A 26,009-nucleotide genomic window follows, 5' to 3' on the forward strand; every position below is an offset into this window, starting at 1 on the left:
CTTAATAACTTTTAATTATAGTTCTCTCTTACATTTTATCGTAAAAAAATTGATTGAAGGTTTATTTACCACGTTCTTATTTGGTTCATCAATTTCCGAAACTTGTACTAATCCATATTGATTAAAATCTCGTTTTATAGATTCAGAATCATAGAAGAACATTTTTACGCCTTCCATTATTTCATAATAGTCTTGCTCCAGCTGTTTTCCTTTTCCGTACATTGGGGCTTTTTGAGAAACAGTTGTAAAAACCATATATCCGCCTGGTTTTAACTGATTATAACAATCTTCAATAAATTTCTCTCTTTCCTGTTCATTCAACAAATGAAGAAGTGCATGACTAAATATCCCATCATACAGTTTGTTATTAAAAGGCATCTCATTTACTGAACCGTGATACATACTAACATCTTCTAGTCCATTTTGCTTTGCTAAATCAATGGCTGTTTTTGAAATTTCAATACCTGTTACATTTATACCATTATCGATAAAAACCTTTGCATTTCTTCCATATCCAATACCCGGAATTAATATGTCTTTAACGTTCTTTTCAAGAAAAAAATCTTTTGTCAAAATTGCAGATTCTGTAGGTTCAAATCCCCACATCGTTTTTTTCTCAGCAAAGCTTGATTCCCAAAATTCCATTATGTTTCTATCTCCTTATTTTCAATCCATTTTAGTATTAAATTAAAGGCAAGTTTTTTGTGTTGTTGTTATATGGTGTTGTTGCTATATAGTTTTTTCTTCTATTCATACCACTTACCTTATTCATCTTGGCTCTATTGAATATAGCATAATAATAAGCATATATCTAATATAAAGATTGGTGTAAAAGCCGCTCTTTTTATTAACCCTTTATCATTCTAAATGAATTTTAATTAAACTTTTTTATGAAAATCAAAACTTACATATACTAAAAATAGATCTATTTAGCTCAATCTTTTTTCAATAAGGATTTGATGATCTATCTTCTATTTTCAAAAAAATAAAAAGCACCCGAATGGATGCGTATAGATTAAACTTATTCATTATTACTTTTTCCACTTTCATCATCAACTGATTTGGAGTCTAACACGCTGCCTATATCCGGCGGTAAAGTTAACTCTATACCAGCTACTGGTTGATTATCTTCATTAAACCATTGTTTCTTAAATTTAATCAATTCTTTATTTTTCTTATTTTCATCCATGTTATCCCCCCTTTTATGTATGATATTAAACACTTTACTTAATATGTACATTGAGAAAGATAATATACTATTTGTACATAATGAAAGAGCAAAAACCATTCTCTGTTTACCCAAGCCATTGTACCTATTAAAAAAATCCCCGTACATGTTACTCCGCGCTCTGTTATCATATTAGTGTCGAAACATAAGTGGCCAATGCGATAAGTATCTGGTCATTTTGTTTATTATTCAAATGAAGAAATTGTTTATCAAAATAAACCTTCAGTAAAGGAATTTTTTGCAGAAAAACAATTTAAGGAGATAAAAGAGTATATAGGTTTATCTGTGGAACAGTACCGTATCGCTAATATTGGTTTACATCCAGCTATCGCTCAGTACAATGGGTTCTATACACTTGACACATACAACAATTTTTATCCTCTATCTTACAAATATGAATTCCGAAAAATAAAACGATTCGTACGTATTTTGACGAATGGGGTGTCCGTTGTTATATTTTCACCGATGAACTTGGAAAACACTATATGTTTAAGAAAAATTCGAAAAAACGTTTAAAAAATGTAGAGCTAAATATAGATCATTTCAAAAAAATGGGTTGTCGTTACATATTTTCTGCTGTCCCTATTGAAAATGCAGTGAAAAACAATTTATCCATCGAGAAAATATTTATATCAAAGACATCCGCTTGGAAAATTTATTTATATAAAGCAATATAGATAAGTACATTAGATTACATCTCTCGATATAAATTTATAAAAAACCAAACCAATATTTAACTACAATATTTGTTTGGTTTTTACTATTTTGTATGAAATTGAACTACTCACCACATTCCCAACTACCCTTAAACACTTTTTAACTTTTTTAATAACTATATCCTCTTTGCCACTGTCCTTGAAAACCTTGGCCTTGTGGGAGCAAAAACTGAACAGGTGCACCTGAAAGTTGAGAACCTGAAACTTGCGTAACCCCAACTACTGCATTACCACCAATTCCAGAAGGAAACACTATTGTAACCATTTCTTGACCGGTTTGAGTAAAAGTAACTCTATGAATAAAAACACGTGTACCAGCCTGAAGAGTTTGCCCATTAGGTAATGTAACAGGTTGTGGAATAGTAAATAATTGACCCACTAAATTTTGAAATTGTTGTTGACGAAAATCCTCTACATAACCATATTCAGAAGTATTTTGATAATACATAGCCACCCAACCTCTCTTTATTTAAATTTACATGTTATATTTACCTATATATTCGGTAGGCTTTTTCTATGTCTAGACAAATCACCTAAATTTAATATAAAAAATTTTTGATACACTTCAAAAATAAGTATTTTTATAAGAAGTTATTAATATTATTAACTAATTGAAATTATTAATTTCTAACACATATATATCCTATTCTATTTAACCTAACATTCAATCGACCAATAACCTCTAAATTTTCATTTTCACAATCGATCCCTTTCTTTTTCTTATTCACCGTAATCATTTGTTTATCCCTTGAAGTTCTTTCATAAAAGCTTTCTATGTTACTCCAACCTTTCCTTTGTATTAACTCTAAATTATATTGTCCTCATTGTATAGTTGTTATAAAAAAATTCAAAAGTTATTGCTATCGGATTCAAAAGGATACTCACCTTTCTTCAAGGTATTGCAATATTTACGCTCAGTACTTGTAGCAATCCCTAAGTTTTTAGCCACCTCAGCAAATTTTGTCCTCGTCCTATTGTAAGCTGTTCTTCAGTTATTATATAGTTTATCCCTTCCAAAAAAAGTAAAATATTTTACAATTTTCAAGAAGAGTCTATAAATATCTTTTGAAACTCCTATTAAAAATTTGTCATAAAAAAGATTTAATTTTGTTTATAGGAAACAAAATTAAATCTTAATCTAGATAAGAAATACATCTCAAAGCTCTAATATGATTACTAACCATGAAGTCATTTAATTAATCAAAAATTCAATAAATTACCATTAAATACATCATAAAATTACCAATCATTATCTGTTTTTTTACCTTCTTCAAAGGAAATAGACTCTTTACTTACAAATTTTAATGAATCACTTTTTAAATCTAATGAATAGATACTTAAAACCCAAGGTAAGTCTTCCATATAATATTTAACAACTACCATTCTCCAATTATTATTGCACTACAAAAAAAGCTACTATTTTTCGACTCACAACAACCCTCCTTATTTGCATTATTCTTTTTTAAATTGAAAATTTAGACGTTCAGCTTGTTTGATTTCCTCCATTACTTTACGAATTCCTTCTTCAATCCTATCTTCCTTTACATTCGATACGTTCAACTTTAATAGTCTTTGTTTCGGAAAACCTCTCACATAATTCTTATCAATCGTATCAATACTGATTTGCATTTCACTTAGTCTTTGTATCAACATGTCCGAAATACTTGTTTTATGTACTTCTAAACAAGTATGGATTCCAATTGTATTTTGCTTTTTATGTGTGAATAAATGCGGGTTTTCACTATACATTCTTTCTAATACTTCTGCTAGTTTTTTAGATCTATCATTATAGGAAGATTTAATTTTGTTTTTATGACGTTCAAACATACCACTCTTTATATAAATTTCTAAAGCCGCTTGAGAAATCATCGGACTATCAATATCTAGTATTTTTTTGTATGTATAGAAAGCATTTGCAATGGATGGTGGGATGACCGCAACTCCAACCCGTAAACCTGGAAAAATAATCTTCGAATAACTTTTCAAATATATGACATGACTACAATTATCCAAGCTATATAACGGATCTGCTTTTGAATCAGTTTCTAAATCTGCTAAATAATCATCTTCCACTATAAATACATTGTATTTCTTAGCCAATAGTGTGATTTTTTCTTTCTCATCTTTAGAATAAGACGTTCCAAGCGGATGATGATATCTCGGTATCGTATAGAAGAATTTTATTTTTCCAGTTTGAAATATTTGCTCCAATTCATTCAAATCGATACCTTCATTCGTACGTTTAATACCGATTACAGGAACTTTATTTATTTCTAGATAATCAATATATAGATGATATGTTGGTTGTTCAATTAATACCGTTTCATTTCCATTCGGAAATGGTATAGAAGTTAATATTGCAAGTGCCTGCTGCACACCTGACGTTATAAAAATATTGTCTTCTTTCGTGAACACTTGATAATTTGCCAACTGTTTTTGAATGACTGGAATTAAAGATGGTAACCCTTTCGGTGTTCCGTATACAAATAAATCATTTTTATACGTATCAATAGCCTTATTAATACAATGTTGAAAATCTAAATACGGAAAAACATCTGGATCTGGTGCTGAGGAGGCAAAATCAATTATCTCGTTATTTTCTATAGTACTCTCTGATTTTTTAACAACGTAGTATCCACTTTGAGGGACAGAATATATAATGTGACGCTTTTCTAATTCATGAAGAGCACGTATAACTGTTGCCTTATTACATTCGTATTGCGTAACGAGTGACCGTATAGACGGTAATTTCTTTCCTTCTCTTATTTCTCCATTTTGAATCATATTTTCTATGTCATTTAAAATATGTAAATACTTATACATCTTACACCTCCTTCAGTAATTCTATATTTAATTATATCGATTTTTCATTCATATAGCATTCATTCCTCAATTAGTTAATTTTCCGATCATCTATATCGTAAATCCCAATAGCATATGAATCATTTTCAATCCATTTCTTTACTGCTTCTGTTTTAAGTACCCCTTCAACTTCTTTTTCTATTTTCTGTCCAAGTTCTCTCGCCCCTACTTCATCATCGCTAATCTTAGTTTTTATATCAATGGTAACAGGTTGATTCTTTTTATAATTTATTTGCTGAATACCAAACCCTTCATATCCATTTTTTCTGAATACGTCATCAAATATATGTCCAAAAACTTGATTCCATCTACTCTCTGCCTTTACAACTTCTCTATTTCTTTGAGTTATATTGATTTTATAAGACGTTACACCTTGTATCACCAATCTTTTATTAATATCATTTTTTATTTCGTTACTATCTTCGCTATCAGCAATCTCTAAATCTAATATTCTTTCTTTTTCATCTCTTATAGCAGCACTAAAAAAAGATTCCTCCTTTACCGCAGCTGTAGCAATATCTATCACTATAGACTCTTCACTTTTAGCATCTTCAATGTCATTCTCACAGGCACATAATAAAGCAAGTGGAAATAAAAATACAAGTAACTTCTTTTCCTTTCTCATGCAGCACCCCTCCATATATTTTCATTTACGATAAACTTTTTACTTTGACATATAAATACCTTCTTTAATTATTAAATTTAACATTATTTCACATTTACCCCACTTAACAAGGGAATTACAATTAATAAATAGAATATCTCTATGAATAAATAAAAAGTGAGGGATATATAATGCAACGTGTAAATACGATTGATATTAGTAATGTACTACAATTGGAAAAAACTCTTTCGACTTTATTAAATAAAATGATTTCTTCAAAACTAGACCTTGAAAATTGGTTAAAAGAGCAGTCAAAAGTAATTTGGGACATCGAAGAACAATTAAGATCACATTACATCGCCTTTCAATGTAATACGGATGATGAAGAAATAAAGGATACTTTTGAACATGATCAACAATTTGTAAAGCCACTTTTAAAGCGGTACCAAAATTTATTGGATAGTAAATATTTAGAGTCACCTTTTCGAATGGAATTAGATTCTAACGTATATGGTTTATTAGATACAAAAATAAAAAATGCTCAAAAGTTATTTTGTGAGGAAAATATCGAATTAGAAATAAAGGAAGACAAATTAGTCACAGAGTACTTTGAAATCACTGGAGGATTAAGTGGAATTTGGGACGGAGAAGAAAAAACGATAACAGAATTACAATCCTATTTACAAGATTCGAATCGTGACACCCGTAAAAAGGCAAAAACCATTATTTCTGAACAATTTTTATCTGTTGAAAAAGAACTCCAAAACATATTAAATCAATTAATTGAAATTCGCCATCAAAAAGCAAAAAATATTCAACTAGAGAATTATCGCGATTATATGTTCAAAAAATACGAGCGTTTTGATTATTCAGCGAAAGATTGCTATGAACTAGCTGAATCCATACGTAAGTATGTTGTGCCTCTTAAAGATAAAATATTGCTTGAGAAAAAAGATAAACTGCAATTGGATACGCTTTGCCCGTGGGATGTATCAGCTGTAACTCCAGATCAAAAAGTACTTAAACCTATTGCAAATGAAAATGATTTAATTGAAAAGAGCACTCATATCTTTAATAAACTAGATGTTGAATTTTCAGCACTTTTAAACCGAATGTATAAACACAATTGTCTTGATTTAACAAGCCGCAAAGGAAAAGCAGCTGGTGGCTTTTGTGAGTACTTACCAGCTTCACAATTATCTTATATTTTTATGAACTTAAATTATACACAAGATGATATTGTCACTTTTATACATGAAATGGGTCATAGTATTCATAACGAACTCATAAAACCATTAAAATTACGACAGTATATAGAAATTCCAGCTGAAACAGCTGAGCTAGCCAGTATGACAATGGAGTTATTCTCGCTTAATTATTGGGATACCTTCTATACAGACAAAAAAGATTTAAAACAAGCAAAAATTAACTTCTTTAAAGATGTTATTTCATATTTACCTATTATGCTTATTGTCGATCAATTTCAACACTGGCTGTATGAAAATCCAAGTCATACTTCTGAAGAAAGAAATGAAAAATACTTACAACTTCAAAAACATTATCAGTCTAGCGTCATACATATTGATGGCTACGAAAACTGGATAGCAACGAGTTGGCTACCTGTACTCCATATTTTTGAAGTACCATTTTATTATATTGAATATGCGATCGCCCAACTTGGTGCATTACAAATGTATAAACAATATAAAGAGGATCCTAAGCAAGCGCTAGAAAATTATAAAAAGGCATTATCACTAGGAAGCTCGCAATCTATAAAAGAAGTGTATGATGCAGCCGGTATTCGTTTTGATTTTTCTGGTGAAACAATTAAAGAACTAATGCTATTTGTAGAAAAAGAATTAGAATTACTTGAGCAATTATAAGAAGAAAGCTGCACCTATATTTTGGGTGTAGCTTTCTTCTTTATTTTATTAATCAGCTCTATGTACTGAGTATCTCCATATCCGATTGTTGGAAAAAGATAAAACAACTTTATTAATAATTCACGAGTTGATAAATCTTTATTTTTAGAGATGAATTTCATTACTGCATTATCTTCTGTTAACATTTCTAAAAATAAGTCTATAGCCTGATACATTACAGGTGGTACTTTATGAGAGGTCTTTTTATGGTTTACTAATACTTCATTGTATATAGAAGAATAATTCCCCAATTCAAGTTCAATTTGATTTACTTTAAATTCATCCTCTCTAAAGCTATTTAAGTATACCTTCCCTTCATAAACAGACTGTTCAAGGTGAGAAAGTATGGTAAGTAGGTTCATTTGGCAAAACATATCTTCACCAAACCATAAAACAATACATTTGTACTTTTTTATAAAAAGTTTTTTTAATGGATCTATAACCTTTTTTGTATAACTTTCTACTGAACTGTTATGTCCCACTGCCCTTACCTTAATAAATTCTTCATCAAAAACTCGTGTAGTAACTCGGTTTACACACATCGCTTCATTAAATGGTGCATAATCAGAATCACCCATTAGCTTTTCGTTTTTAAATTCTTCATACATAACTTGACCATTTAATATGTTAAGTACCTCTTTATCAAATAGCTCACTCTTCCTATCTCGTAACTGTTCAACCTCTATTTTTCTAGAAATATTCATATTAAACGCCCCTTCTTTATTTAAATTTAGTTTAACAAATGATTGAATAGGCATTTTGTTAAGTTGGTATTCTCTTGGATTCATTCCAAAAACATTTTTACATATTCGATTTAGCCGTTCCTATTTATAGTGCGATATAATATCTATTTTCTGGAAATGGGAATATCGTTGACTATGAGTATTCTATTACAAAAACACTATTTGAAGGCTACCAAGAGGAAAATGAACTACCAAAAGAGATGATAGACAAGTTTCCATTATTTATCAAATTAAAGGGGATTTTTGAATATAGCTTTTTCATTATTTCCCCTGCGTTTATAACGCTTCTTTAATGATGTTTATAATGTTTTGTTTCGTTTGACTTAAATAATTGTTATTTTTAGTAGAAATTAATATACCAATCAGGATTTTAGAATTAAAGTCCTTAATCTTAAAAGATAGTATTTCTTCATTCAAAATTGTACCTTTCGGGATAATTCCTATCGCATTTTCAAAAAGCATTTCTGGAATGAGGTTTAAAGCACTACAATTGTAAATTCTTTTAAAAAATAAATTGTTTTCCGCCAAGAAAGAACTTACAGATTGATAGGAATAACAATTACTTTCTCCTACAATAACTGGATAATCTATAATATCAAATGCTTCAACGGATTCTTTTTGTAACAAAGGATGCTTGGGATTATTCACTATAAATTCAATCTGTTCATCACATATTGGGATGAATTTTACCTTTGATTTATTTTCATTATTTCCGCACACCGCAAAATCAATCTTATTATGTTCTATCATTTCTGATAAAAGTGCTGTATTTCCCACTACAAAATCACAATGTATATATGGTTTTTCAGCATTTAAAAACTTTAATATTATTGGTATTAACCTTTTAGCAACGGATTCTAATAGGCCTATTCTCAAACTTCCTTTCTCTTCATTACTAATACGTTGTGCTTGAGTTATAGAATATTCCCAATGTGTTAATAAGTTTTCTACTTCCTCTGCAAAAAGTTTTCCTTCTTCTGTTAATCTTGCATCCCATCCTCTTTCAAATAACAGAAAACCAATTTCATTTTCCAGCTTTTTTATATGTGTTGTTACTGTTGATTGTGCATAGTTTAATTTTTTAGCAGCTTGTGAAAACGTACCTTCTTCAATAATTTTTTTAAATGTAAGTAACTCTTTTATTTCCATTTCATACACCACCTTCATCGATTTTATTGATAATCAGTTAATATATTTTCAATTATACAAATGGAAATATTGGAAGTAAAATGAAATAAAAAGGAAAGGAGTCATCTACTATGCCATTTGTCACTGTTTATCATCCTGAAAAATTATCCGATAATAAGTTATTAAAAAATGTAAGCAATCAAATTCACCATTCGTTAATTGAACATTTCAATATTCCTGAAAATGATTATTTTCAAATGTTTTTACCTTATCCTTCTCATCAATTTTTTTATAATTCATCTTATCTTTTAAAAGGTTCGTTAAAACGATCCAATAATATGATTTATATTTCTATTACATGTGGACCTGGAAGAACAATTAATCAAAAAAAAGATTTATATAAAGCTATAGCCACTAGTACGGCTAATATTTTACAAATCTCTACTGCTGATGTTTTCATTACACTACACGAGACACCTATGGAGAATTGGTCATTTGGTCAAGGAATAGCTCAAATGTTAAATCAACATAATAACTAGACTTTAATTTTCCTTAAAACAAAATAAACTTACCGCTTTCTATAACTATATAGAAAGCGGTAAGTTTATTTTACTAGGAATATCGGAATGAAACTCTGGTGTATACACAATAGAAAATGTATATCCCTGCTCAATAAATGATACTTCATTATGTTTACATTCAAAGGGAATATTATTTTTCTTAAAGTTATTTTGGATGCGCCGTAAAAATGCTGGATTCGGTGTTCCAAAAGAAACGTGTACTTTCGGTGGTAAAGCTTTCATCGCGATTGGAATCCAAGGTCGCTGCCACCAAGTTGCGACAACATAAGCAGTGCCACCAACTACAAAGTTAAAAATATCCCCGTCTTCCATCGTTTTCATATTTAAATTTGATTTCAGCCATTCCGTAAAAATAGGTACACTTTTAACAGGAAGACCAATTTCCCTTACATATAAAATGTTTAAAGGTGACTGCGGTACTAATACATCTTCTTTAACATAACTATGCGCGATAATTTCGAGTAGATTTCCATCTCCGTCTTTAAAGTATAAATTGAATCGACCATCCTCTTCATCAATTATATGACCATCTTTCCATTTCACAACGAGTAATCCAGACTCCTCAAGCCATCTTGCTGTTTCATGAAATTTTGAATATGGGATTTCAAAAGCAAAGTGCGCAGGTGCAATTGGTTCATACACTTCTTGAAAAATAATTGTTGTATAAGGTGTTACTTCAAATTGAATGAAGGATGCTGTTTCTTTTTTTATCGGAAAAGATAATATGTCCTTATAAACTTGTTTTACCCCTTCTATGGAAACCGTTTGTAGTTTTATATCTGATATATGTGTAATCACTTTACATTCCCCCTCATTTCTTATTATCTATTCGTATTGTATTACACTTATAAATAGATAAAATCAAACGGAAGGATGGATTTTTCATACAGAAACTACAACTTTAGTATGAATATGTTAGCTCCAATTATTTTTTATTTCTGCTATAACAATTTCTGGTTTATCCCAGTGCAACATGTGGGTAGTATCAGGAATTACTTTTACTATACTGTCAGTTTTCTCTTTGAAAACATTTACTGTCTTATCTCTATAATCCGCCCAAACTTGTGGAACTGTAGCTCGAAGTAATACAATATTAGCCGGCAGCTTCTCATATATATCTATCGTTTCATCTTTATGCATACCTCTTATTATATTACTAGCTGTATTCCCCCTGGCATGCCACCATACTTTATTATCCCTTTCGATCCCTAGGTCCTTTACAGCAACTTCTAACAATGAAGACCACCTAGTATAAGCTTCTTTTTCACTTTTGAAAAAGTCGTCCCAATTATTAAAAACGTATTCATCAAAGTCCTTTTCATAATAAGCAATTTCTTCTTCCAACGTTTCTTCTTGAAGCCTTTTTGTTTGATATCCACCATCAATAAGGATACTTCCTTGTACTTTTTCTGGATGATTTAACAAATAAAATAACGCTACAAAACTTCCCCATGAATGTGATAGAAAATAGAAGTATTCGATTCTCAATTCATTTATTATTTCATTTAACCAATTTGCTAAATTCTGCATCTCATAATCTTCGGTTCTTTCAAATGGCGGTGTTTTACCATGTCCAGGTGCATCAACGGAGATAAATCTATACTCTTCTTTTAATTCCTCAGCAATTTCTATAAAACTTAAACTCGTACTACCTAATCCATGTAAACAAAAGATAACGGGCTTGTCATTATTCCCCCATTCAGTAATATGTACATTTATTTTTTCATTGCTAATATAATATCGTTTCAAAACATTTATCCTCCATATTTTGATTTTTTAATTTACACTTTATTTATTTCTATTATTTTCAAGTATTTCCTGTATTCTTTTCCACACAAAAAGCTGCTTTTCTTTAAATGAAAAGCAGCTTTTACACTAAAATATATTATAATTTAACAGCGATAATCATAAATCTTTTTGAATTCGTACGAATCCCTTTTTCAGAACTATTCGTTTCAATGAACTTTTGTAAAATAGTAAAATCCTCTTCCTCTTCTCCAAATCTAGGAATAATAGGCGTATGTTTTAATAAGAAAATAAGATCTTCAGGCGTACTGTAATAATCAGTAACATCATATTCACGTACTTGCACGAGATCAAATCCTGCACTAATAAGTTCATCCATATACTTTTCTTTTAAAGTGCCATCTCGTTCACCTAAGCATTGTCCTCTGCCAAATGCTTCTTTCAGGTTTAATTTATCATTCTCACTTACTTGTTGCGTTAAGAAAAAAGCACCTTGTTTCATTACTTTTGCTAACTCAGATGCTATAAACGGTGCGTGACAACTAGAAGCGATATCAAAATGGGCAAGCGGAAACGTTAACGCTTCAGAATCCATTTGAAAAAACTCAACGTTTTGTACACCTGATAATTTTAAGTTGGAATGTGCCGTTTTAATCATGCCATTAGAATTATCAATTCCAATTAACAATTTAGCTGAGGATGCTATGTTAAGTACATTTTCTCCTCCACCTGTACCAACATCAAGTAAAATATGTGATGGTTTACACCTTTCTTTTACCTCACTATAAAAGTCCCATGTATCTCCTACAGTTTCACATTTTATTTTGCTAAAATCCCATCCATTTAATCTTCCTACTTTATCATAGAAGCTTTTATACTCTAATTCGTTCATCTTATTACTTCCCCTTTGTAAAAATAAATTAAATATGTATAATAACCTACGACACTCCTTAATTATATATTATAAAATACAAATTATTAAAACAATATTTCCCTTCACACCACAATAAGTTTACATAACATTTTTATGGTTTATCTTTATCTATATATTCTAAATGCCCTCTTCCCCAACTACACATACTATCAAAAACAGTACTGACTGTTTTTCCATGTTCAGTTAAGCTATATTCTACTTTAGGTGGTATTTCTTGATAAATTTCGCGTTTTATTAGTTGATCTTGCTCTAATTAACGTAATTGCTTTGCTAACGTCCCTTGAGATATATCTGGTATTAATCTCTTTAATTCACCAAAACGTTTCGTTCCATCTGTTAGCAAAATAAACAAAATGAGCGGCTTCCATTTCCCACCGATTATTTGTAATGTTGCTATTACCCCTTTTAACTTCGGTTCTTGTAAATCCATTTTTCTCACCTCTCCTCAGATATCATAAAGTGAAACTTTAATCAGTGGGGGTTTTGTTCATCCCACACTGATTATTAGTTGAACCAATCGGGCTTTTACGGGCAGTTGATCTCTTACCTAACTTCCTTGCATTTTCCTAACTTTGAGGTGAGAGTTTTACTGCCCGTTAATGCGGGATAAACCATATTTAGAAATTTTTCGTATTACTTATCCGCATAAATAGCAATTAGTACGAAATTTGCGACTATGTACATATAAAGTGCGTACTTTTCACTTGCTCCCTTTTAGCAAATAATAAAAGCATAGCACAGTTATATTCTAAAGTTTTTTATTAAAGGAGTGGCTAAAATATGTCTATTACTACATTAAAAGATAATCGTATTGTTATCATTGGTGGGAGTTCTGGTATTGGATTCGCAACGGCAAAACAAGCAATTGAACAAGGAGCACATGTTATTATTGCAGGGCGTTCGAAAGAAAAATTAAAGATTGCTAAAAAATTAATAAATAGCAATCGTCTCCAAACTTACGTATTGGATAATCAAAATAAAGAGCAATTACAAAATTTTTTCAAGACAGTTGGGAACTTTGATCATTTATTCACACCGGGAGCCTCTTACACACTTGGACCAATTACCTCTACAGAGGAAATTGCTGAAAGTAGCTTCATCGGAAAGTTTTGGCCTCAATATTATGCCGTAAAATATGCAATTCCTTTTCTTTCAAACTCTGGATCGATTGTGTTAATGTCTGGTGCATTTAGTCAAAGACCACTTAAAGGCGCACCTGCCTATGGAGCTTGCAATGGTGCTATTGAAAGTTTAGGGAAAGCTTTAGCTGTTGAATTAGCTCCTTTAAGAGTTAATGTTGTTTCTCCTGGAACAATACAAAGAGAAAATGAACAAAATGAAAATAGACTAGTTGCTTACGAAGCTTATAAATCTCTTTCACTTGTACAGCGAGCTGGATATAATGATGAAATTGCACATACTGTCCTATATTTAATGCAAAATAGTTTTACTACGGGTAATGTATTATTTCCTGATGGAGGGTACACATACCATTAATTATTAAAAATTTAATGCCTCCTTGTATTAACTAGTATTAAGGAGGCTATTATTAACTAAAAAAGGGATATATTAATGTAGGATCTTCTTTCAAAAGTTCTGCTAACAACAATAATTGCGGAAAAGGTCATAAGATTAACTCTTTATCCAGCAACCCCTTTTGTTCTCGAATCATTCCGCCTCCTCGCATAAAAACCGCCCTAATTTCTATTCCCTACAATTTTATATAAAATCAATATTATAAAGTAGGATTCAACAACTTCTTACAGAATTCTATATTTAATACGTATTGGACGGATTATTTTCAAATTCCTCTATAAAAAAGGGAGGTCATACAATTGTGAAATTTGTACAAGAACGAAGATTAACTGTCAAGACAACTTTTTCAAAAGAATACAAGATTTTTATTTTTGGTTTACTCATTTCACGAATCGGGGATTCATTATATACTTTTGCACTGCCTTGGATTGCCTATCAATTAACTGGTTCAGCTGTAATTATGAGTTCTTTATTTGCTGTTAACGTATTGCCAATCGTTTTATTTGGTCCTTTAGTTGGTGTAATAATTGATCGTTATGATCGAAAAAGGTTACTTTTGGTAGCGGATATTAGCAATATTATTTTAGTAAGTCTTGTTCCAATACTACATTCATTACATCTATTAGAAATCTGGCATTTATACATAATTACTTTTATGTTAGCAGTTATGTCCATGCTTTTTGATGTAACAACAGTTACAGTCATTCCACACATCGCAGGTGCATCATTAACGAAGGCTAATTCTTTATATCAAATGGTTAATCAATTGGCTAGTTTGTTTGGTCCAATCATAGCTGGGCTTTTCATATCTTTTATTGGCGGCTTTCAAGTACTTTGGATTAATGTTCTTTCATTTATTGCTACATTAATTGCTGTGATTATATTACCTTCTATGAAAAACTTAAATAAAAAGAATACTGATAAAAAAACATTGCAAAATGTACTAAATGATTTGTTTGATGGATTTAAATGGCTGAAAAATGATCGGTTAAATATAGCTTTGTCACTTCAAGCAATGGTAGGTAACTTTGGAGCAAGTGCTGTTTTAGGTATACTTATGTATTATTTATTATCGACATTAAATCTTACCTCCGCACAAAGTGGCTATAATTATACTTTAATAGGAATAGGTGGGCTTTTAGGAAGCTTAATTGCCGTTCCTTTAGAAAAGAAATTTCGACGTGGTGTACTTATTCCTTTACTCCTATTTTTGGGAGCGCTTGGATTAACATTTGCTTTGTGGAGTACATATTGGCTCGCTCCCGGAATTGCTTTCGGAATCGCGATGACATGTAATATCACATGGAATACGATTGTTACATCAATTCGGCAGGAAACTGTTCCATCCAATTTGCAAGGACGCGTTTTAGGTTTTTCTCGTGTACTTACACGATTATCTATGCCATTGGGGGCATTAGTAGGTGGAATTATTTCAGCCTACAATCCTGTATTTATATTTGCTTTAGCTGCTTTTACTAAAATAATTGAAGTATTTATTGCCTTATGTAGTCCGATACGAAAACTGTAAAGAGGAAAAATTATATATTTTGAGATATTAATAAAATAAAAAAGGCATAAAACATGCCTTTTTTATTACTTATTTGTTTATTGGATAACAAACTTCTGTAACCCACTTATTAGGATCCGATTCCATCGCTGGGCTCACATGATAAATATTAAACATCAGGCCTGCTAATTTGTAACCTTCTGTCTCAATCCACTTTGCCGCAGCCTCATTTACAGCTGTCATCTGTTCATAACTTCCATTAACTGTTATAGAAGCTACATTAGTCGATTCCATATTTTTAAATGTAACGTCTTTTGTATTTTCGTGCTTACCTAGAATACTTAGCTGTATTTCTATATCTACATCATTTTCTTTGTATTCACGATCATGGAAAACCGCAATACTATAACTCGGTTGGGCAATACTAATATTTTTCATTTGAATTTCTTGCATTAATACACTCCATAAATCACCTTCGCAATTATACGATGGAATAATCTTTCTAACACTAGCTACAGTTCTTTCTGGAATTTCTTTTATTGAAACATGATAATTCATCTCAACAACATCCTCTCTCATCGTTTTCATTGAGTCTTCGAGGAGACGTAATTGTTTTTGGAGGTTATTCATATCTTCTTTAATTTGAGCACTACGATTTAAAAATTGCTCTTTTATGGTATCTATATTATCGCATTCTATTATTTCTTTGATGGTAGCAATATTAAACCCCATAGCTTTTAACGTTTGAATTTGATTTACTTGTTTTAATTGGTCTGCTGAATAAAATCGATATCCACTCTGCTCATCGACTTTTACTGGTTGTAGTAATTCCACTTTATCGTAGTGTCTCAACATTCGTATACTAATGGAAGATAGTTTTGAAAAATCCCCTATTTTAAACATGATTTCCTCCTATAAGTTACATCTACTTTGAAGCTCAACTTTATCTTAAACAATGACATTGTGTGAGGGTCAACTGTTTATAACGTTTGAATTATATTTCTTTAATTATTTACCCTTATACACTCTTCTGTCTTATACCTATAAAGATTGATAATAATCCGTTCACAGCTAATAAAATTACTATAATACTTGTAAGTAAACCTACATCTGCCGCAAATATTTTTATCGTACGCCATGGTGAGCTTGTACAATAAGTAAGAAGTGGGATGAAAATAATAGATAATAGTAGGAATAGAGTCCCTACGAATAACCAAGTTAATTTTTTTACAGTTTTCTTATGTTTATATTTTTTAATTAACATAATTGATGAAATGAAAAGCGCGAGTATAACTGTAGACATAACAATTTGTGTAAATGGTATGCTTTTATGGGGATCAACCGGTTCTTCTTCATTCAAAATATTAATAATCCCCTTTTTTAATACTGAAAGTGCTGGTTCTTCTAATACATGATTTTTATTTGTTAAAATCACACCACCCCAGCCACTTTTATTTAAAGTAAATATTTCTGTACGAGCATCGGGCGTTGATCCTGAATGCCAAATCATCGTTTCGCTTTCATTTATACTTGTTGTTCTTAATCCAAAACCATAGCTTTTTTCTGAATTTATGTTATAAAGTGGTGTAAGATAAAGGTCGATGTTTTCTTTCTTTAAAAATTGAGTATCTTCTTGTCGATTCAAAAACATAATAAATTGAATCATATCTTCCAAATTTGCGGTAATATAACCATACGGTGCCCCGGCATTATCATAGGACACTACACTTTTTCTTGGTATGCCAAACCATGACTGATAACCTGTTAAATAGCCTTTTTCATATGCAGTTTCTTTACTTGCTGCCGCACCATTCATATTTAATAGCTGAAAAACATGTTTTTCCATATATGAGGAATATGTATCATTTGTAATTTCCTCAATAAGTGCACCTAAAACAATATAATTCGCATTACTATATTGATATTTTTCTCCTGGTAGAGCAGTTAATTTTACATTTGAAAGTCTCATTACATTTTCTTTTAATGCTGTAGAACTTTTGGATTGCTTATCTGATATTAATAAGCCTTCATATGTGTTTATTCCGCTTGTATGAGTTAAAAGGTGTTGGATTGTTATAGATGAGGATATTTGAGAATCTTTTAGTTTAAACCAAGGAAGATGTTGTTGAACTGAATCCTCTAATTTTATCTTTTTGTCTTCTATTAATTTCACTATAGCTAAAGCTGTTAAAGATTTGCTTATTGAGCCGATTGCAAATGGTGTTTTACTAGTTATTTTTTTTTCAGATTCCCCAGTAATCCCCCACGTTTTAGTGAAGAATACATCTCTATTATGTACAATTGCAACAGCAGCCCCTGGAATATTCTGTTCTTTTATAAATTTTTCAATATACTTATCTAAAGTAGCTTTAATATCTTGCTGAGCATATGATTTTGGATGAATGATACATAATACTATTACATTACAAAGAATATAGATTTGAAATAGTTTATAGATAGTTTTCTTCATTATACTTTAGATAGCTTTCTTTTTTTATAACTTACTAAGCTAATAAACACTACTACAGAGAGCATAAAGCTAATCATTATTAATAAAACGTTCCACCATTGATTCTCTGATATGCGATATAAAATATTATAATTAAATGTATTTTTTCTATTAGTTGAATTAAATGATTCAGTTAAAAATATTGAAAATGTAGTTTGCGAGATGAGGTAAGTAATAAATGCGATGAATATGCCACGTAAGATAAATGTGTTGAATTTTCCTTTTTCATTTTGAAGTTGTTTCATTTTAACTTGTAAATCAATTTCATTTATTTCTATAAAATCTTTAACAAATAATTGAGGGGTACCTAAATCATCTATACTGTCTTCACCATGTTCACGACACTCTTGAATATGTTCTAATATTTGTCGCTTAATATTTTCCCTTTCTTCTAAACTAATATCGTATTGCTTTAATTCCTTAAGTACGTCTCTTAAAAATTGCTTTTCTTTACCTATCAATTTATTCCTCATTTCAGAAGGTCTCCTTTCAAACCGCTTTTTAATAATGTTTGAATGTCCAATTGCAATTCTAACCACTCATTAATTTTCTTCTCAAGACGTATTTTCCCATTTTCATTAATTTCATAATAAATCCTTACTTTACCACTGTCTGTTACCTCTTGATAAGTATTAACCCACTCTTGATTTTTCAACTTAGTTAAAATAGGATAAATACTTCCTACTCCTTTCAATTTTAAATTGTTTATTTCAAGTTCTTTCATAATCTCATAACCATAACTTTTCTTTTTCGACAAAATAGATAATACACACATTTCTAAATGACCTTTAATTAAACTTGTTCTATCCATAGGATAAATTTAACAGAAATATATACTTCATTCAAGTATATATTTCTGTTAAATTTAAAAAATCAGACAATCCAAAATAAATTAATAAACAAAACATATCACTTACGAACGGTTTTCAACCTTAATTTTCGCTTTTATAATATAATAATTACACAATATACTATCATTTATCACTATTTGTTTTGTATCTCTCCTTCCATATACTTCTTTTCTTATTGAAAAATATTGTATGGAGACATAAAAATACTAAAAGATCCAATTTCTTAATTTTGATATTAAGAAATTGAATCTTCTTTCATTACCTTGTATTAATCATGCTGCGCTAATATATACATTATAAAGAATATATGTTTTATTAATTTATGTTAATAACACATAAACTAATAAAATTTACTGATTACTCTCCAGACATTCATAAACCGCCATCATATCTCGTTTATCCAACTCACGTATGCGATTAAAAATTGGTATTTGCGCAACAGCTTCTGTTAATAAGCTTTCATCCACAACATCACTTACTTTTCCAGTTAACCACGTTTGTACATCCACGCCCTCAACAACTTCTTTTAACCCTTCGTCATTAATACCACTTGCATTACAAGTTACACATGGAATTGTTAGTTTAAAGACACCATCATGTAGATTATCTTCGGTTATCACTTTCTTACCTTTACAAAATGGACATGGATTACTTTTTTTAATTTTATTAATTTGAGTAACTAATTTTTTGTATCCAAACGCTTCGTATACATACGTAAGTTTTTTATATTTACCATTTGTGAAATACTTATCTATAATGGCTTCTCTCGTTTCATAAACATTAGGGAAATCACAAACAGTTACCTGATTATTAACACTAATGGATTCGATATTTCCTTTTATTTCGCTCCAGAATGGTAAGACATTTTGTAACACCATTTCATAGTTTGAAAAGCTTGCTTGTTCTAATTCAAACATTTTCAATGCAACTTGTGCTTTTCTTGGCAATAAAGAAACATCTTCCGTCAATACCATATCGCCACCAACAATAGACTTCAATGTAACAAGTGCCGGTAAATCACCAACTGTTTTCAATACTTTATTAATAGGCTGATTGATTATTTCACGAATATCTACGTTACCAAATTTAAGTGGCTTATGATGATTTAAAACCGTCCCCTCACAAATTGGACATTTCATCATTTTTTTTGAACTCTTAATTTCTTCTTTAATAGATGCTTTTGAAATAACAATATATCCACCAATAATTGTATTAAATCCTACCCATGTTCTGCGTGTCTTTCCTTTTTTATCATAAAATGATTTTTCAAAATATCCGTACCAAAACGTATGCTTTTCTTCTTCTGACATATCATTATAGCTCTTTGACAAATCGTGACCAAGCTCATTTTTTATTTCTTCGAATAGAAATTCTATTTTTTCATGCTGATAAAACTTTAATACCTTCATGATTTCTGGATCGAATAGCCCATCCCAAAATGGAACACTTTTATCTTGAATGGCAATATCTTTATCAAAAACTTCAATTTGAAGACGTCCAGAACAAGATGGACAATGATTGTCCTGTGAATAGAAATCAAAACTTCTCGTATCTTTATTAATTGGATGAGCAGCTACAATATGATTAATTAATCCACCAATCTCATATAAGAAACTATATTGACTATATAAATGTCTTTCAAGATCAATAGCAATAACAGGTGCGATTGTATCAGATTCATATTCACCATAAATTAACCTAGCCATTGATGATAAACTTTTTAAAATACCGCCCTTATAAACATTTTCGGCATTTTTAAAATAGTTAATATGATTTTCTTCTAAATAGTGAACTCCTTTTTTCTGCTTAAGCATTGAAGAGATATTTATTTTCTCTGTGCTATTCACATTACTTTTTTGACGATAGTAATCCTCATGATTAACAACATCCAAATGCTCTACAGATTCATTCTGCCTTTTTCCAAAATCAACTATATAATCAGAGCTTTCTAACATGTAACGATTATGCTCAATCATAATGATAGAAACTGATTCATCTTGCAGAATACCTCTAATACTATCGATAAATTGATTTAAAATATTTTGTGATAAACCTTTTGAAGGCTCATCAAAAATGAATAATGTATGTGGATTTCTAGTGTTTGCAAATAATTCCGAAACTAAATGAACACATTGAAACTCACCTGTCGATAATGTTTGTGTTTTTCTCTCTAATGTTAAATAGCCAAGTCCTAATTTAATTAGTAGGCTCAAACGTTTATAAGCGATATCTTCATTTGGAAGTTCATCAATAATATCCTCAATCGAGCGCTCAAAAATATCATCAATGTCTTCACTATACTTTGTTAGTTTCTTTTTAATATCTAGGAAAGTTGCTACAGTTGATCGACTTGTAATTGATTGATTTCGGTCTTGTCCCACCATAACTAATTTATCTTTTGGATATCTTTTCAAGAAATCTGTAGCTAGACATTCATTGACAAGTGTAGATTTCCCACATCCTGATTCTCCTGTAACCGTTACAAGCCTGTTTTTAGGAATTTGAAACTCCTCCATTTGGATATTACGGCAATATAAATCATAGAATGTATAATATTCTGTTGGTATTTCTTTATTTCGATCCCACAGTATTGACTTTGGTCTTGGTGATTCTTTCACAATTTTCCCGCCATATTTTCCGCTACCAGGTCCAAAGAACAATTGCTCATCAGTTGTATCTAGTACCGTATCTGAATGATCAATAAGCCAAATTTGATTTTTACACCCTAATCGTTTTATCTCTTCTAAAATTTGTAATAATATTTCATGATCAAGTCCAACTGAAATCTCATCAATAATAATTACAGCATTTTCACTTACTGCCATGAATTCAGCCAAATAAAGTCGTGTTAACTCTCCACCTGACAACGTACCCATAATTCGATTTAATGTTAAATAACCAATGTTCATATTAATAATATTTTGCAGTATATGCTGTTTTTCTTCACTAATATTTAATTCTTTTGCTAGTGAAAGAATAGATTCAACACTTAAATCATTAATATTTGAAATTGAATGTGGCTTGGCCAACAAATCAATTTCATGTTGTTCAATTTCTTCACTATAACGTTTTCCCTTACATTTTTTACACTCAACATTTTTTGTAGTACCACGGCCTTTACAACCAGTACACCAGCCTAATTGATTATTAAATGAAAAGACCTCTGGAGAAAGATTAAATACTTCAGCAAGTTTTTCCCGAACCTCTGTAAAAACACCAGTATGAGTACCAATCGTTGAACGCGGATTAGACGAAATCGATGATTTTCCTAGAAAAAGTACTAAAGGCATTTCTTCCATCTTAATGGCACTAAAATTTGTTTCCATAATGTTAGGAAATAAATATTGATATTCAGCCTTTGGTAATAAAGAAACTAATCGTTTTTTTGATTCTTCACCAATTGTTTGGCAAAAAGTTGTTTTACCCGATCCAGATAAACCAGCAATTCCAAACGATTTATTAAACGGTATAGTTGCATCTAATTTATTTATGTTATTAGCAATTAATTGATTTACTTTCATATTAACCTCTATTCTTATTTATTCACAAAAGCATTTTTACAATATAATAATTACATAATGAATATTACCTATTATGCAATTATCCTCTCACTTCATGAATCTTATCCTTGTATATTTCAAACCATTGTTGCCATTCATCTTTAGAAAATCCTTTCTCTTCTCCTTTTAAAACGTAAGAAAAAAGATTTAAACAAATATGCCAACCAGCTATATCTCTCGGTGTATGATCTGTTAATTCATGAATGTACTCTTTAAGAAGTAACAAAGTACCATTCTCCTCTTTATGTATTTCAAATCGGACACGGTCTTTATCCCAAGTAAATTCAAGTACTGAGTTTACTTTACACTCTAAAATATCAATGTTTATGAATGAACCGTCCATCATGTCGAACTTTATTATTCCACCAGTTTTAAGGCTTTCAATCTGTAAATTGGACATCCATTTTTTCAGCTTACTGTTTTCTGTTAATACAGACCAAACTTCCTCTACCGTATATGGAAATTCGCGTTCAAATTTTACAATATATCCATCAGTTAGTTTCCCAATTTCAGCTATCATTTTGATTGCCTCCTTATATAGAATGTATGTTCTCACTTCATTTTACACGAATATAAATATAAAATAAATATTTATAACAACGAAGTGTTAATTTAAAGTGAATGGTGCTGAGAAAAACTTAAATATTTTCTAAATCGAGTTATATAATATTGAAAATTAAATATAGATTTACGTACAAATAAAAAAAGCCGCATTTGCGACTTATGAAATCATAGGATTAACTCCTTTTTTTGTTGAATGATTAGCGCTTAATCGCATCGACAATTAGCGATGGAAAACCAAGTTTATCGCCTTTATTTCTAGAATCATACCTTTTCGAACGGAAAATAACACCGTCGTTTGCATCCCATTCGTTGTAATAAAACCGACCATTTTCATCACAATATTCAAGTAAAACTACCTCGAATCCAGCAGTTTCAAACATTTTTGTTAATGTTATATAATTATGAACGATTTTATGACTTGCTGCTGGATGATCTTTCGGACCGGGGCCCCCTATTTGAACTATATTTTGATATGCCTCATCCTGAAAGAATGCATCAGGGACTCCGCACCGAATATGACCAGATGGTTTTAAAAATTCATAACAAATTTCAGCTGCTCTTACACCTTCTTCAAAAGTAAGGTGTTCCCATACATGCTCAGCTAAAATAGCTGAAATAGAGTTGTATTCAAATCTTTCTTCCCACGTAGCTTTATCTAGTAAGTTAAGTTCATCTTCTTGCGTTTGAATCCAACCTGGATTATTATTAAACACTCCAGCTCCGACAACTACTTTAATTTCGTCTTGTTTTATTGCCACCATGTTCACCTCTTAAATATTTTAATTCATTAATATATTCTATGTTTACTATTATCCTTCCTCCTTTAACAAATTTAGTACCATGAGTCCAGTACAATACCGAACTCATGTCCTAAAAACTCTCTAACGTAACGATCTGTCTAACTCTATAAAATTAGTTCATAATATACGATTTTTCTTACAGAAATATAGCACAGCAAACATTAGCATAATACCAATTACGTAAAAAATTGTTGTTCCGCTCCCACCAGTATTAGGAATTACCCAATTATTCTTCGCATTTTTCACTGTTATTTTTTGTGTCTTTACTGCTTCTGTAATTTCTATTTCTATTGGATCCCTAAGTAACATGTATCCGTTCGGTGCTTTTATTTCTTTAATCGTATACTTTCCAATTGCTAATTGGTTGGAAATCACCTTTCCTTTTTCATCCGTTATTAATCTACTAACTTCTTTCCCTTCTTTATCTAACACTTGAAATACAGCGCCTTTTAGCTTTAATTCACTATCCATATCATCAACTTTCTCAATTTCAAATTGTCCAGTCGGATCTGGTAATTTCTTATTTCCTATTTTAATTTCTACTACTGCATCTTTTTCTACTTTTACAGTTATTTTTTCTTTTAATAATTCGTAACCTTTAGGTGCTTCTACTTCCACTAAGGTATAGTTTCCTATTGCTAAGTCTTTTGATATTACTTCTCCTTCTTCATTTGTTACTAGTTCTCCAACTATTTTTCCTTTTGAATCTTCTATATGAAACTTTGCCCCTGCTAGCTTTTTATTTTTATCACTTATGTCTACTTTCACAAGCTTCATTTTCCCCATTGGATCTGGCAATTTCTTATTTCCTATTTTAATTTCTACTACTGCATCTTTTTCTACTTTTACAGTTATTTTATCTTTTAATAATTCGTAACCTTTAGGTGCTTCTACTTCCACTAAGGTATAGTTTCCTTTTGGTAAGTCTTTTGATATTACTTCTCCTTCTTCATTTGTTACTAGTTCTCCAACTATTTTTCCTTTTGAATCTTCAATTTTAAACTTTGCTCCCGCCAATGTTTTATTATCATTATTACTATCAACTTTTTTTATTTTTACTTTTCCAGTACTAGGCTTGTTCCAATGTTGCCAGTTAAATTTGAAATTATGAAATTCAAATCCACCAGTTTGTTGTACCGCGCCGACAAATGCTTGTCCATTAATCGAGCCGCCTTTTGTTTCTAATACAGCATTTGGGGCAAACACACTCCCAACGACACCATATCCCTCTGTTGTAATTTTTTTCGCATTTGGAAAAACCCAAATCACTTTCCCGTATAGCTCAGTAAACGGGGAATTAGGAGAATATGGTTGTGATGTAGGAACTATATCTGTAGCCCTTCCAATATTGTTCGTGTCATATAGAATAGAGCCATTTTTAAATGTAACCTCTGTTGCATTCGAATACATAACAATAAAATCTTTGTCCTTAGCACTCGGTAAAAATACATCTCTTATATCTAAATTAATTTTCCCTGTCAATTCTGATGAAACATAAATATTAGGATTGTTTATATCTTTTCCGATTCCATGACTCATATTTGGAATTGGGGTATTCGTTTTATATTGACCTGCATTTTTACTGACTTGGTTCACTATATTGCGAAATTCATTAAATTTCGCGTCAATTTCTAGTTGTTCTTTATAAACGATACGATCATAAGAAGATTGTATGATGCGATCTGGATCACTCTCTTTTGTCATTACAACCATTCCGTTTTGAATGATAAAAGATTCTTCTCTTGATTTCTTAAATTTTCCAGACAATAACAAGGACGGATATCCCTCATCAACCCATTTTTCACCTACTATATTAGATGTTCCCGCTGCAGCACCTACAATCGTATACCCCGATGCATCCATATCACCTTGAACTGCGATTGCTCCTTCAATGTCACCACCTATTGCTTTATGGTTGCCAAAGACAACAGCATTATAACGCGATATATCACCTAGACTTTCTAGGTTTGTCGTGGATCCATATACTTCTTTGGGTACATATACGACAAAACTTACACTTAACATTAACAAAACAATAAAATGAATACTTACCAGCTTTAATCGTAGCCTCAATTCCTTTGTTCCCACCTTTACCGTATTTTTTCTATAGTCAAATAAAATGAAATTTTTATTAATGATGATTTACTTCAATCCCCTATATACCTTCTTTACTTATCTCTGAATTTCCGGTCCCACTTCCCATTAATGCAGGATAAAT

23 protein-coding genes and 3 pseudogenes are annotated in these 26,009 nt (G+C 30.8%); 6 read left to right on the forward strand and 20 right to left on the reverse strand.

Annotation, left to right across the window (positions count from 1 at the left end):
* Positions 1–15: 15 nt before the first annotated feature.
* Positions 16–645: a class I SAM-dependent methyltransferase gene (locus ACTFO4_RS23360; RefSeq protein ID WP_326235140.1), complete on the reverse strand. Its 630-nt coding sequence runs from the start codon at positions 643–645 to the stop codon at positions 16–18.
* Between the two features lie 376 nt (positions 646–1,021).
* Entirely contained in the window at positions 1,022–1,189 is a 168-nt protein-coding gene (locus tag ACTFO4_RS23365; protein ID WP_440013755.1) for a hypothetical protein, read from the reverse strand.
* 225 nt (positions 1,190–1,414) lie between these two features.
* Between ACTFO4_RS23365 and ACTFO4_RS23370 the strand changes: the two are divergent.
* A pseudogene (locus ACTFO4_RS23370) lies at positions 1,415–1,905 on the forward strand (DUF6044 family protein); the annotation flags it as partial.
* Positions 1,906–2,053: 148 nt separating this feature from the next.
* Here the strand turns inward: ACTFO4_RS23370 and ACTFO4_RS23375 are convergent.
* The 4 genes from ACTFO4_RS23375 to ACTFO4_RS23390 all read right to left on the reverse strand — a co-directional run bounded on the left by ACTFO4_RS23375 (position 2,054) and on the right by ACTFO4_RS23390 (position 5,431).
* Positions 2,054–2,392 (reverse strand): hypothetical protein, encoded by a 339-nt coding sequence (locus ACTFO4_RS23375; RefSeq protein ID WP_002178112.1) that lies wholly within the window; start codon positions 2,390–2,392, stop codon positions 2,054–2,056.
* Positions 2,393–3,183: 791 nt separating this feature from the next.
* Positions 3,184–3,327, reverse strand: a complete 144-nt coding sequence (locus tag ACTFO4_RS23380) for a hypothetical protein (RefSeq protein ID WP_017673464.1) — start codon at positions 3,325–3,327, stop codon at positions 3,184–3,186.
* A gap of 69 nt (positions 3,328–3,396) precedes the next feature.
* Entirely contained in the window at positions 3,397–4,767 is a 1,371-nt protein-coding gene (locus ACTFO4_RS23385) for an aminotransferase-like domain-containing protein (RefSeq protein ID WP_078421460.1), read from the reverse strand.
* Between the two features lie 70 nt (positions 4,768–4,837).
* Positions 4,838–5,431, reverse strand: coding sequence for a DUF4030 domain-containing protein (locus tag ACTFO4_RS23390; RefSeq protein WP_098584555.1), 594 nt, complete (start codon positions 5,429–5,431; stop codon positions 4,838–4,840).
* A gap of 170 nt (positions 5,432–5,601) precedes the next feature.
* Here ACTFO4_RS23390 and ACTFO4_RS23395 point away from each other — a divergent pair, with 170 nt between their 5' ends.
* Positions 5,602–7,293 (forward strand): M3 family oligoendopeptidase, encoded by a 1,692-nt coding sequence (locus ACTFO4_RS23395; RefSeq protein ID WP_440013753.1) that lies wholly within the window; start codon positions 5,602–5,604, stop codon positions 7,291–7,293.
* Between the two features lie 14 nt (positions 7,294–7,307).
* Here the strand turns inward: ACTFO4_RS23395 and ACTFO4_RS23400 are convergent, their stop codons facing one another.
* Complete coding sequence (locus ACTFO4_RS23400) at positions 7,308–8,120, reverse strand: AraC family transcriptional regulator (protein WP_128809277.1); 813 nt, start codon at positions 8,118–8,120, stop codon at positions 7,308–7,310.
* A 2-nt stretch (positions 8,121–8,122) separates the two neighbouring features.
* On the opposite strand from ACTFO4_RS23400, the pseudogene ACTFO4_RS23405 reads away from it, so the two are divergent.
* Positions 8,123–8,329, forward strand: a pseudogene (locus ACTFO4_RS23405) (aminoglycoside phosphotransferase); the annotation flags it as partial.
* 22 nt (positions 8,330–8,351) lie between these two features.
* Here the strand turns inward: ACTFO4_RS23405 and ACTFO4_RS23410 are convergent.
* Positions 8,352–9,224, reverse strand: coding sequence for a LysR family transcriptional regulator (locus ACTFO4_RS23410; RefSeq protein ID WP_000403092.1), 873 nt, complete (start codon positions 9,222–9,224; stop codon positions 8,352–8,354).
* A gap of 110 nt (positions 9,225–9,334) precedes the next feature.
* On the opposite strand from ACTFO4_RS23410, the gene ACTFO4_RS23415 reads away from it, so the two are divergent.
* The gene (locus tag ACTFO4_RS23415; RefSeq protein ID WP_001117407.1) at positions 9,335–9,742 is read left to right on the forward strand and encodes a tautomerase family protein; all 408 of its coding nucleotides are present in this window, start codon (positions 9,335–9,337) and stop codon (positions 9,740–9,742) included.
* A 45-nt stretch (positions 9,743–9,787) separates the two neighbouring features.
* On the opposite strand, the gene ACTFO4_RS23420 is transcribed toward ACTFO4_RS23415, so the two are convergent.
* From ACTFO4_RS23420 to ACTFO4_RS23435, 4 genes and pseudogenes are all read right to left on the reverse strand, one after another.
* Positions 9,788–10,582, reverse strand: coding sequence for a VOC family protein (locus ACTFO4_RS23420; RefSeq protein WP_326235142.1), 795 nt, complete (start codon positions 10,580–10,582; stop codon positions 9,788–9,790).
* A gap of 117 nt (positions 10,583–10,699) precedes the next feature.
* Positions 10,700–11,533: an alpha/beta fold hydrolase gene (locus tag ACTFO4_RS23425; protein ID WP_078421665.1), complete on the reverse strand. Its 834-nt coding sequence runs from the start codon at positions 11,531–11,533 to the stop codon at positions 10,700–10,702.
* A gap of 136 nt (positions 11,534–11,669) precedes the next feature.
* Positions 11,670–12,422 carry a class I SAM-dependent methyltransferase gene (locus tag ACTFO4_RS23430; RefSeq protein WP_017673457.1) on the reverse strand — a complete coding sequence of 251 codons (753 nt, stop codon included), beginning with the start codon at positions 12,420–12,422 and terminating at the stop codon, positions 11,670–11,672.
* Between the two features lie 133 nt (positions 12,423–12,555).
* Positions 12,556–12,894: pseudogene (locus ACTFO4_RS23435) on the reverse strand (winged helix-turn-helix transcriptional regulator).
* Between the two features lie 350 nt (positions 12,895–13,244).
* On the opposite strand from ACTFO4_RS23435, the gene ACTFO4_RS23440 reads away from it, so the two are divergent.
* Both ACTFO4_RS23440 and ACTFO4_RS23445 read left to right on the forward strand, forming a co-directional pair.
* Complete coding sequence (locus ACTFO4_RS23440; protein WP_017673456.1) at positions 13,245–13,961, forward strand: SDR family oxidoreductase; 717 nt, start codon at positions 13,245–13,247, stop codon at positions 13,959–13,961.
* 340 nt (positions 13,962–14,301) lie between these two features.
* A complete protein-coding gene (locus tag ACTFO4_RS23445; RefSeq protein ID WP_326235143.1) occupies positions 14,302–15,528 on the forward strand; it encodes an MFS transporter in 1,227 nt (408 codons plus the stop codon).
* A 69-nt stretch (positions 15,529–15,597) separates the two neighbouring features.
* Here ACTFO4_RS23445 and ACTFO4_RS23450 read toward each other — a convergent pair whose 3' ends face one another.
* From ACTFO4_RS23450 to ACTFO4_RS23485, 8 genes are all read right to left on the reverse strand, one after another.
* Positions 15,598–16,410, reverse strand: coding sequence for a MerR family transcriptional regulator (locus tag ACTFO4_RS23450; protein ID WP_326235144.1), 813 nt, complete (start codon positions 16,408–16,410; stop codon positions 15,598–15,600).
* A gap of 115 nt (positions 16,411–16,525) precedes the next feature.
* Entirely contained in the window at positions 16,526–17,977 is a 1,452-nt protein-coding gene (locus ACTFO4_RS23455; RefSeq protein WP_326235145.1) for a serine hydrolase domain-containing protein, read from the reverse strand.
* The gene (locus tag ACTFO4_RS23460; RefSeq protein WP_141540853.1) at positions 17,977–18,489 is read right to left on the reverse strand and encodes a hypothetical protein; all 513 of its coding nucleotides are present in this window, start codon (positions 18,487–18,489) and stop codon (positions 17,977–17,979) included. Before ACTFO4_RS23460 ends, ACTFO4_RS23455 begins: the two co-directional genes overlap by 1 nt.
* On the reverse strand, positions 18,486–18,827 hold the full coding sequence (locus ACTFO4_RS23465; RefSeq protein ID WP_000376286.1) for a PadR family transcriptional regulator: 342 nt from the start codon (positions 18,825–18,827) through the stop codon (positions 18,486–18,488). Before ACTFO4_RS23465 ends, ACTFO4_RS23460 begins: the two co-directional genes overlap by 4 nt.
* A 390-nt stretch (positions 18,828–19,217) precedes the next feature.
* Positions 19,218–22,388 (reverse strand): ATP-binding cassette domain-containing protein, encoded by a 3,171-nt coding sequence (locus ACTFO4_RS23470; protein ID WP_440013747.1) that lies wholly within the window; start codon positions 22,386–22,388, stop codon positions 19,218–19,220.
* Between the two features lie 79 nt (positions 22,389–22,467).
* Positions 22,468–22,947 carry an SRPBCC family protein gene (locus tag ACTFO4_RS23475; RefSeq protein ID WP_326235147.1) on the reverse strand — a complete coding sequence of 160 codons (480 nt, stop codon included), beginning with the start codon at positions 22,945–22,947 and terminating at the stop codon, positions 22,468–22,470.
* Between the two features lie 241 nt (positions 22,948–23,188).
* On the reverse strand, positions 23,189–23,752 hold the full coding sequence (locus ACTFO4_RS23480) for a class I SAM-dependent methyltransferase (RefSeq protein ID WP_000225721.1): 564 nt from the start codon (positions 23,750–23,752) through the stop codon (positions 23,189–23,191).
* Positions 23,753–23,908: 156 nt separating this feature from the next.
* On the reverse strand, positions 23,909–25,864 hold the full coding sequence (locus tag ACTFO4_RS23485) for a SpaA isopeptide-forming pilin-related protein (protein ID WP_440018869.1): 1,956 nt from the start codon (positions 25,862–25,864) through the stop codon (positions 23,909–23,911).
* Positions 25,865–26,009: the final 145 nt, after the last annotated feature.

The organism is Bacillus cereus group sp. MYBKT14-1, from assembly GCF_051915185.1.
Lineage (GTDB): Bacteria > Bacillota > Bacilli > Bacillales > Bacillaceae_G > Bacillus_A > Bacillus_A cereus.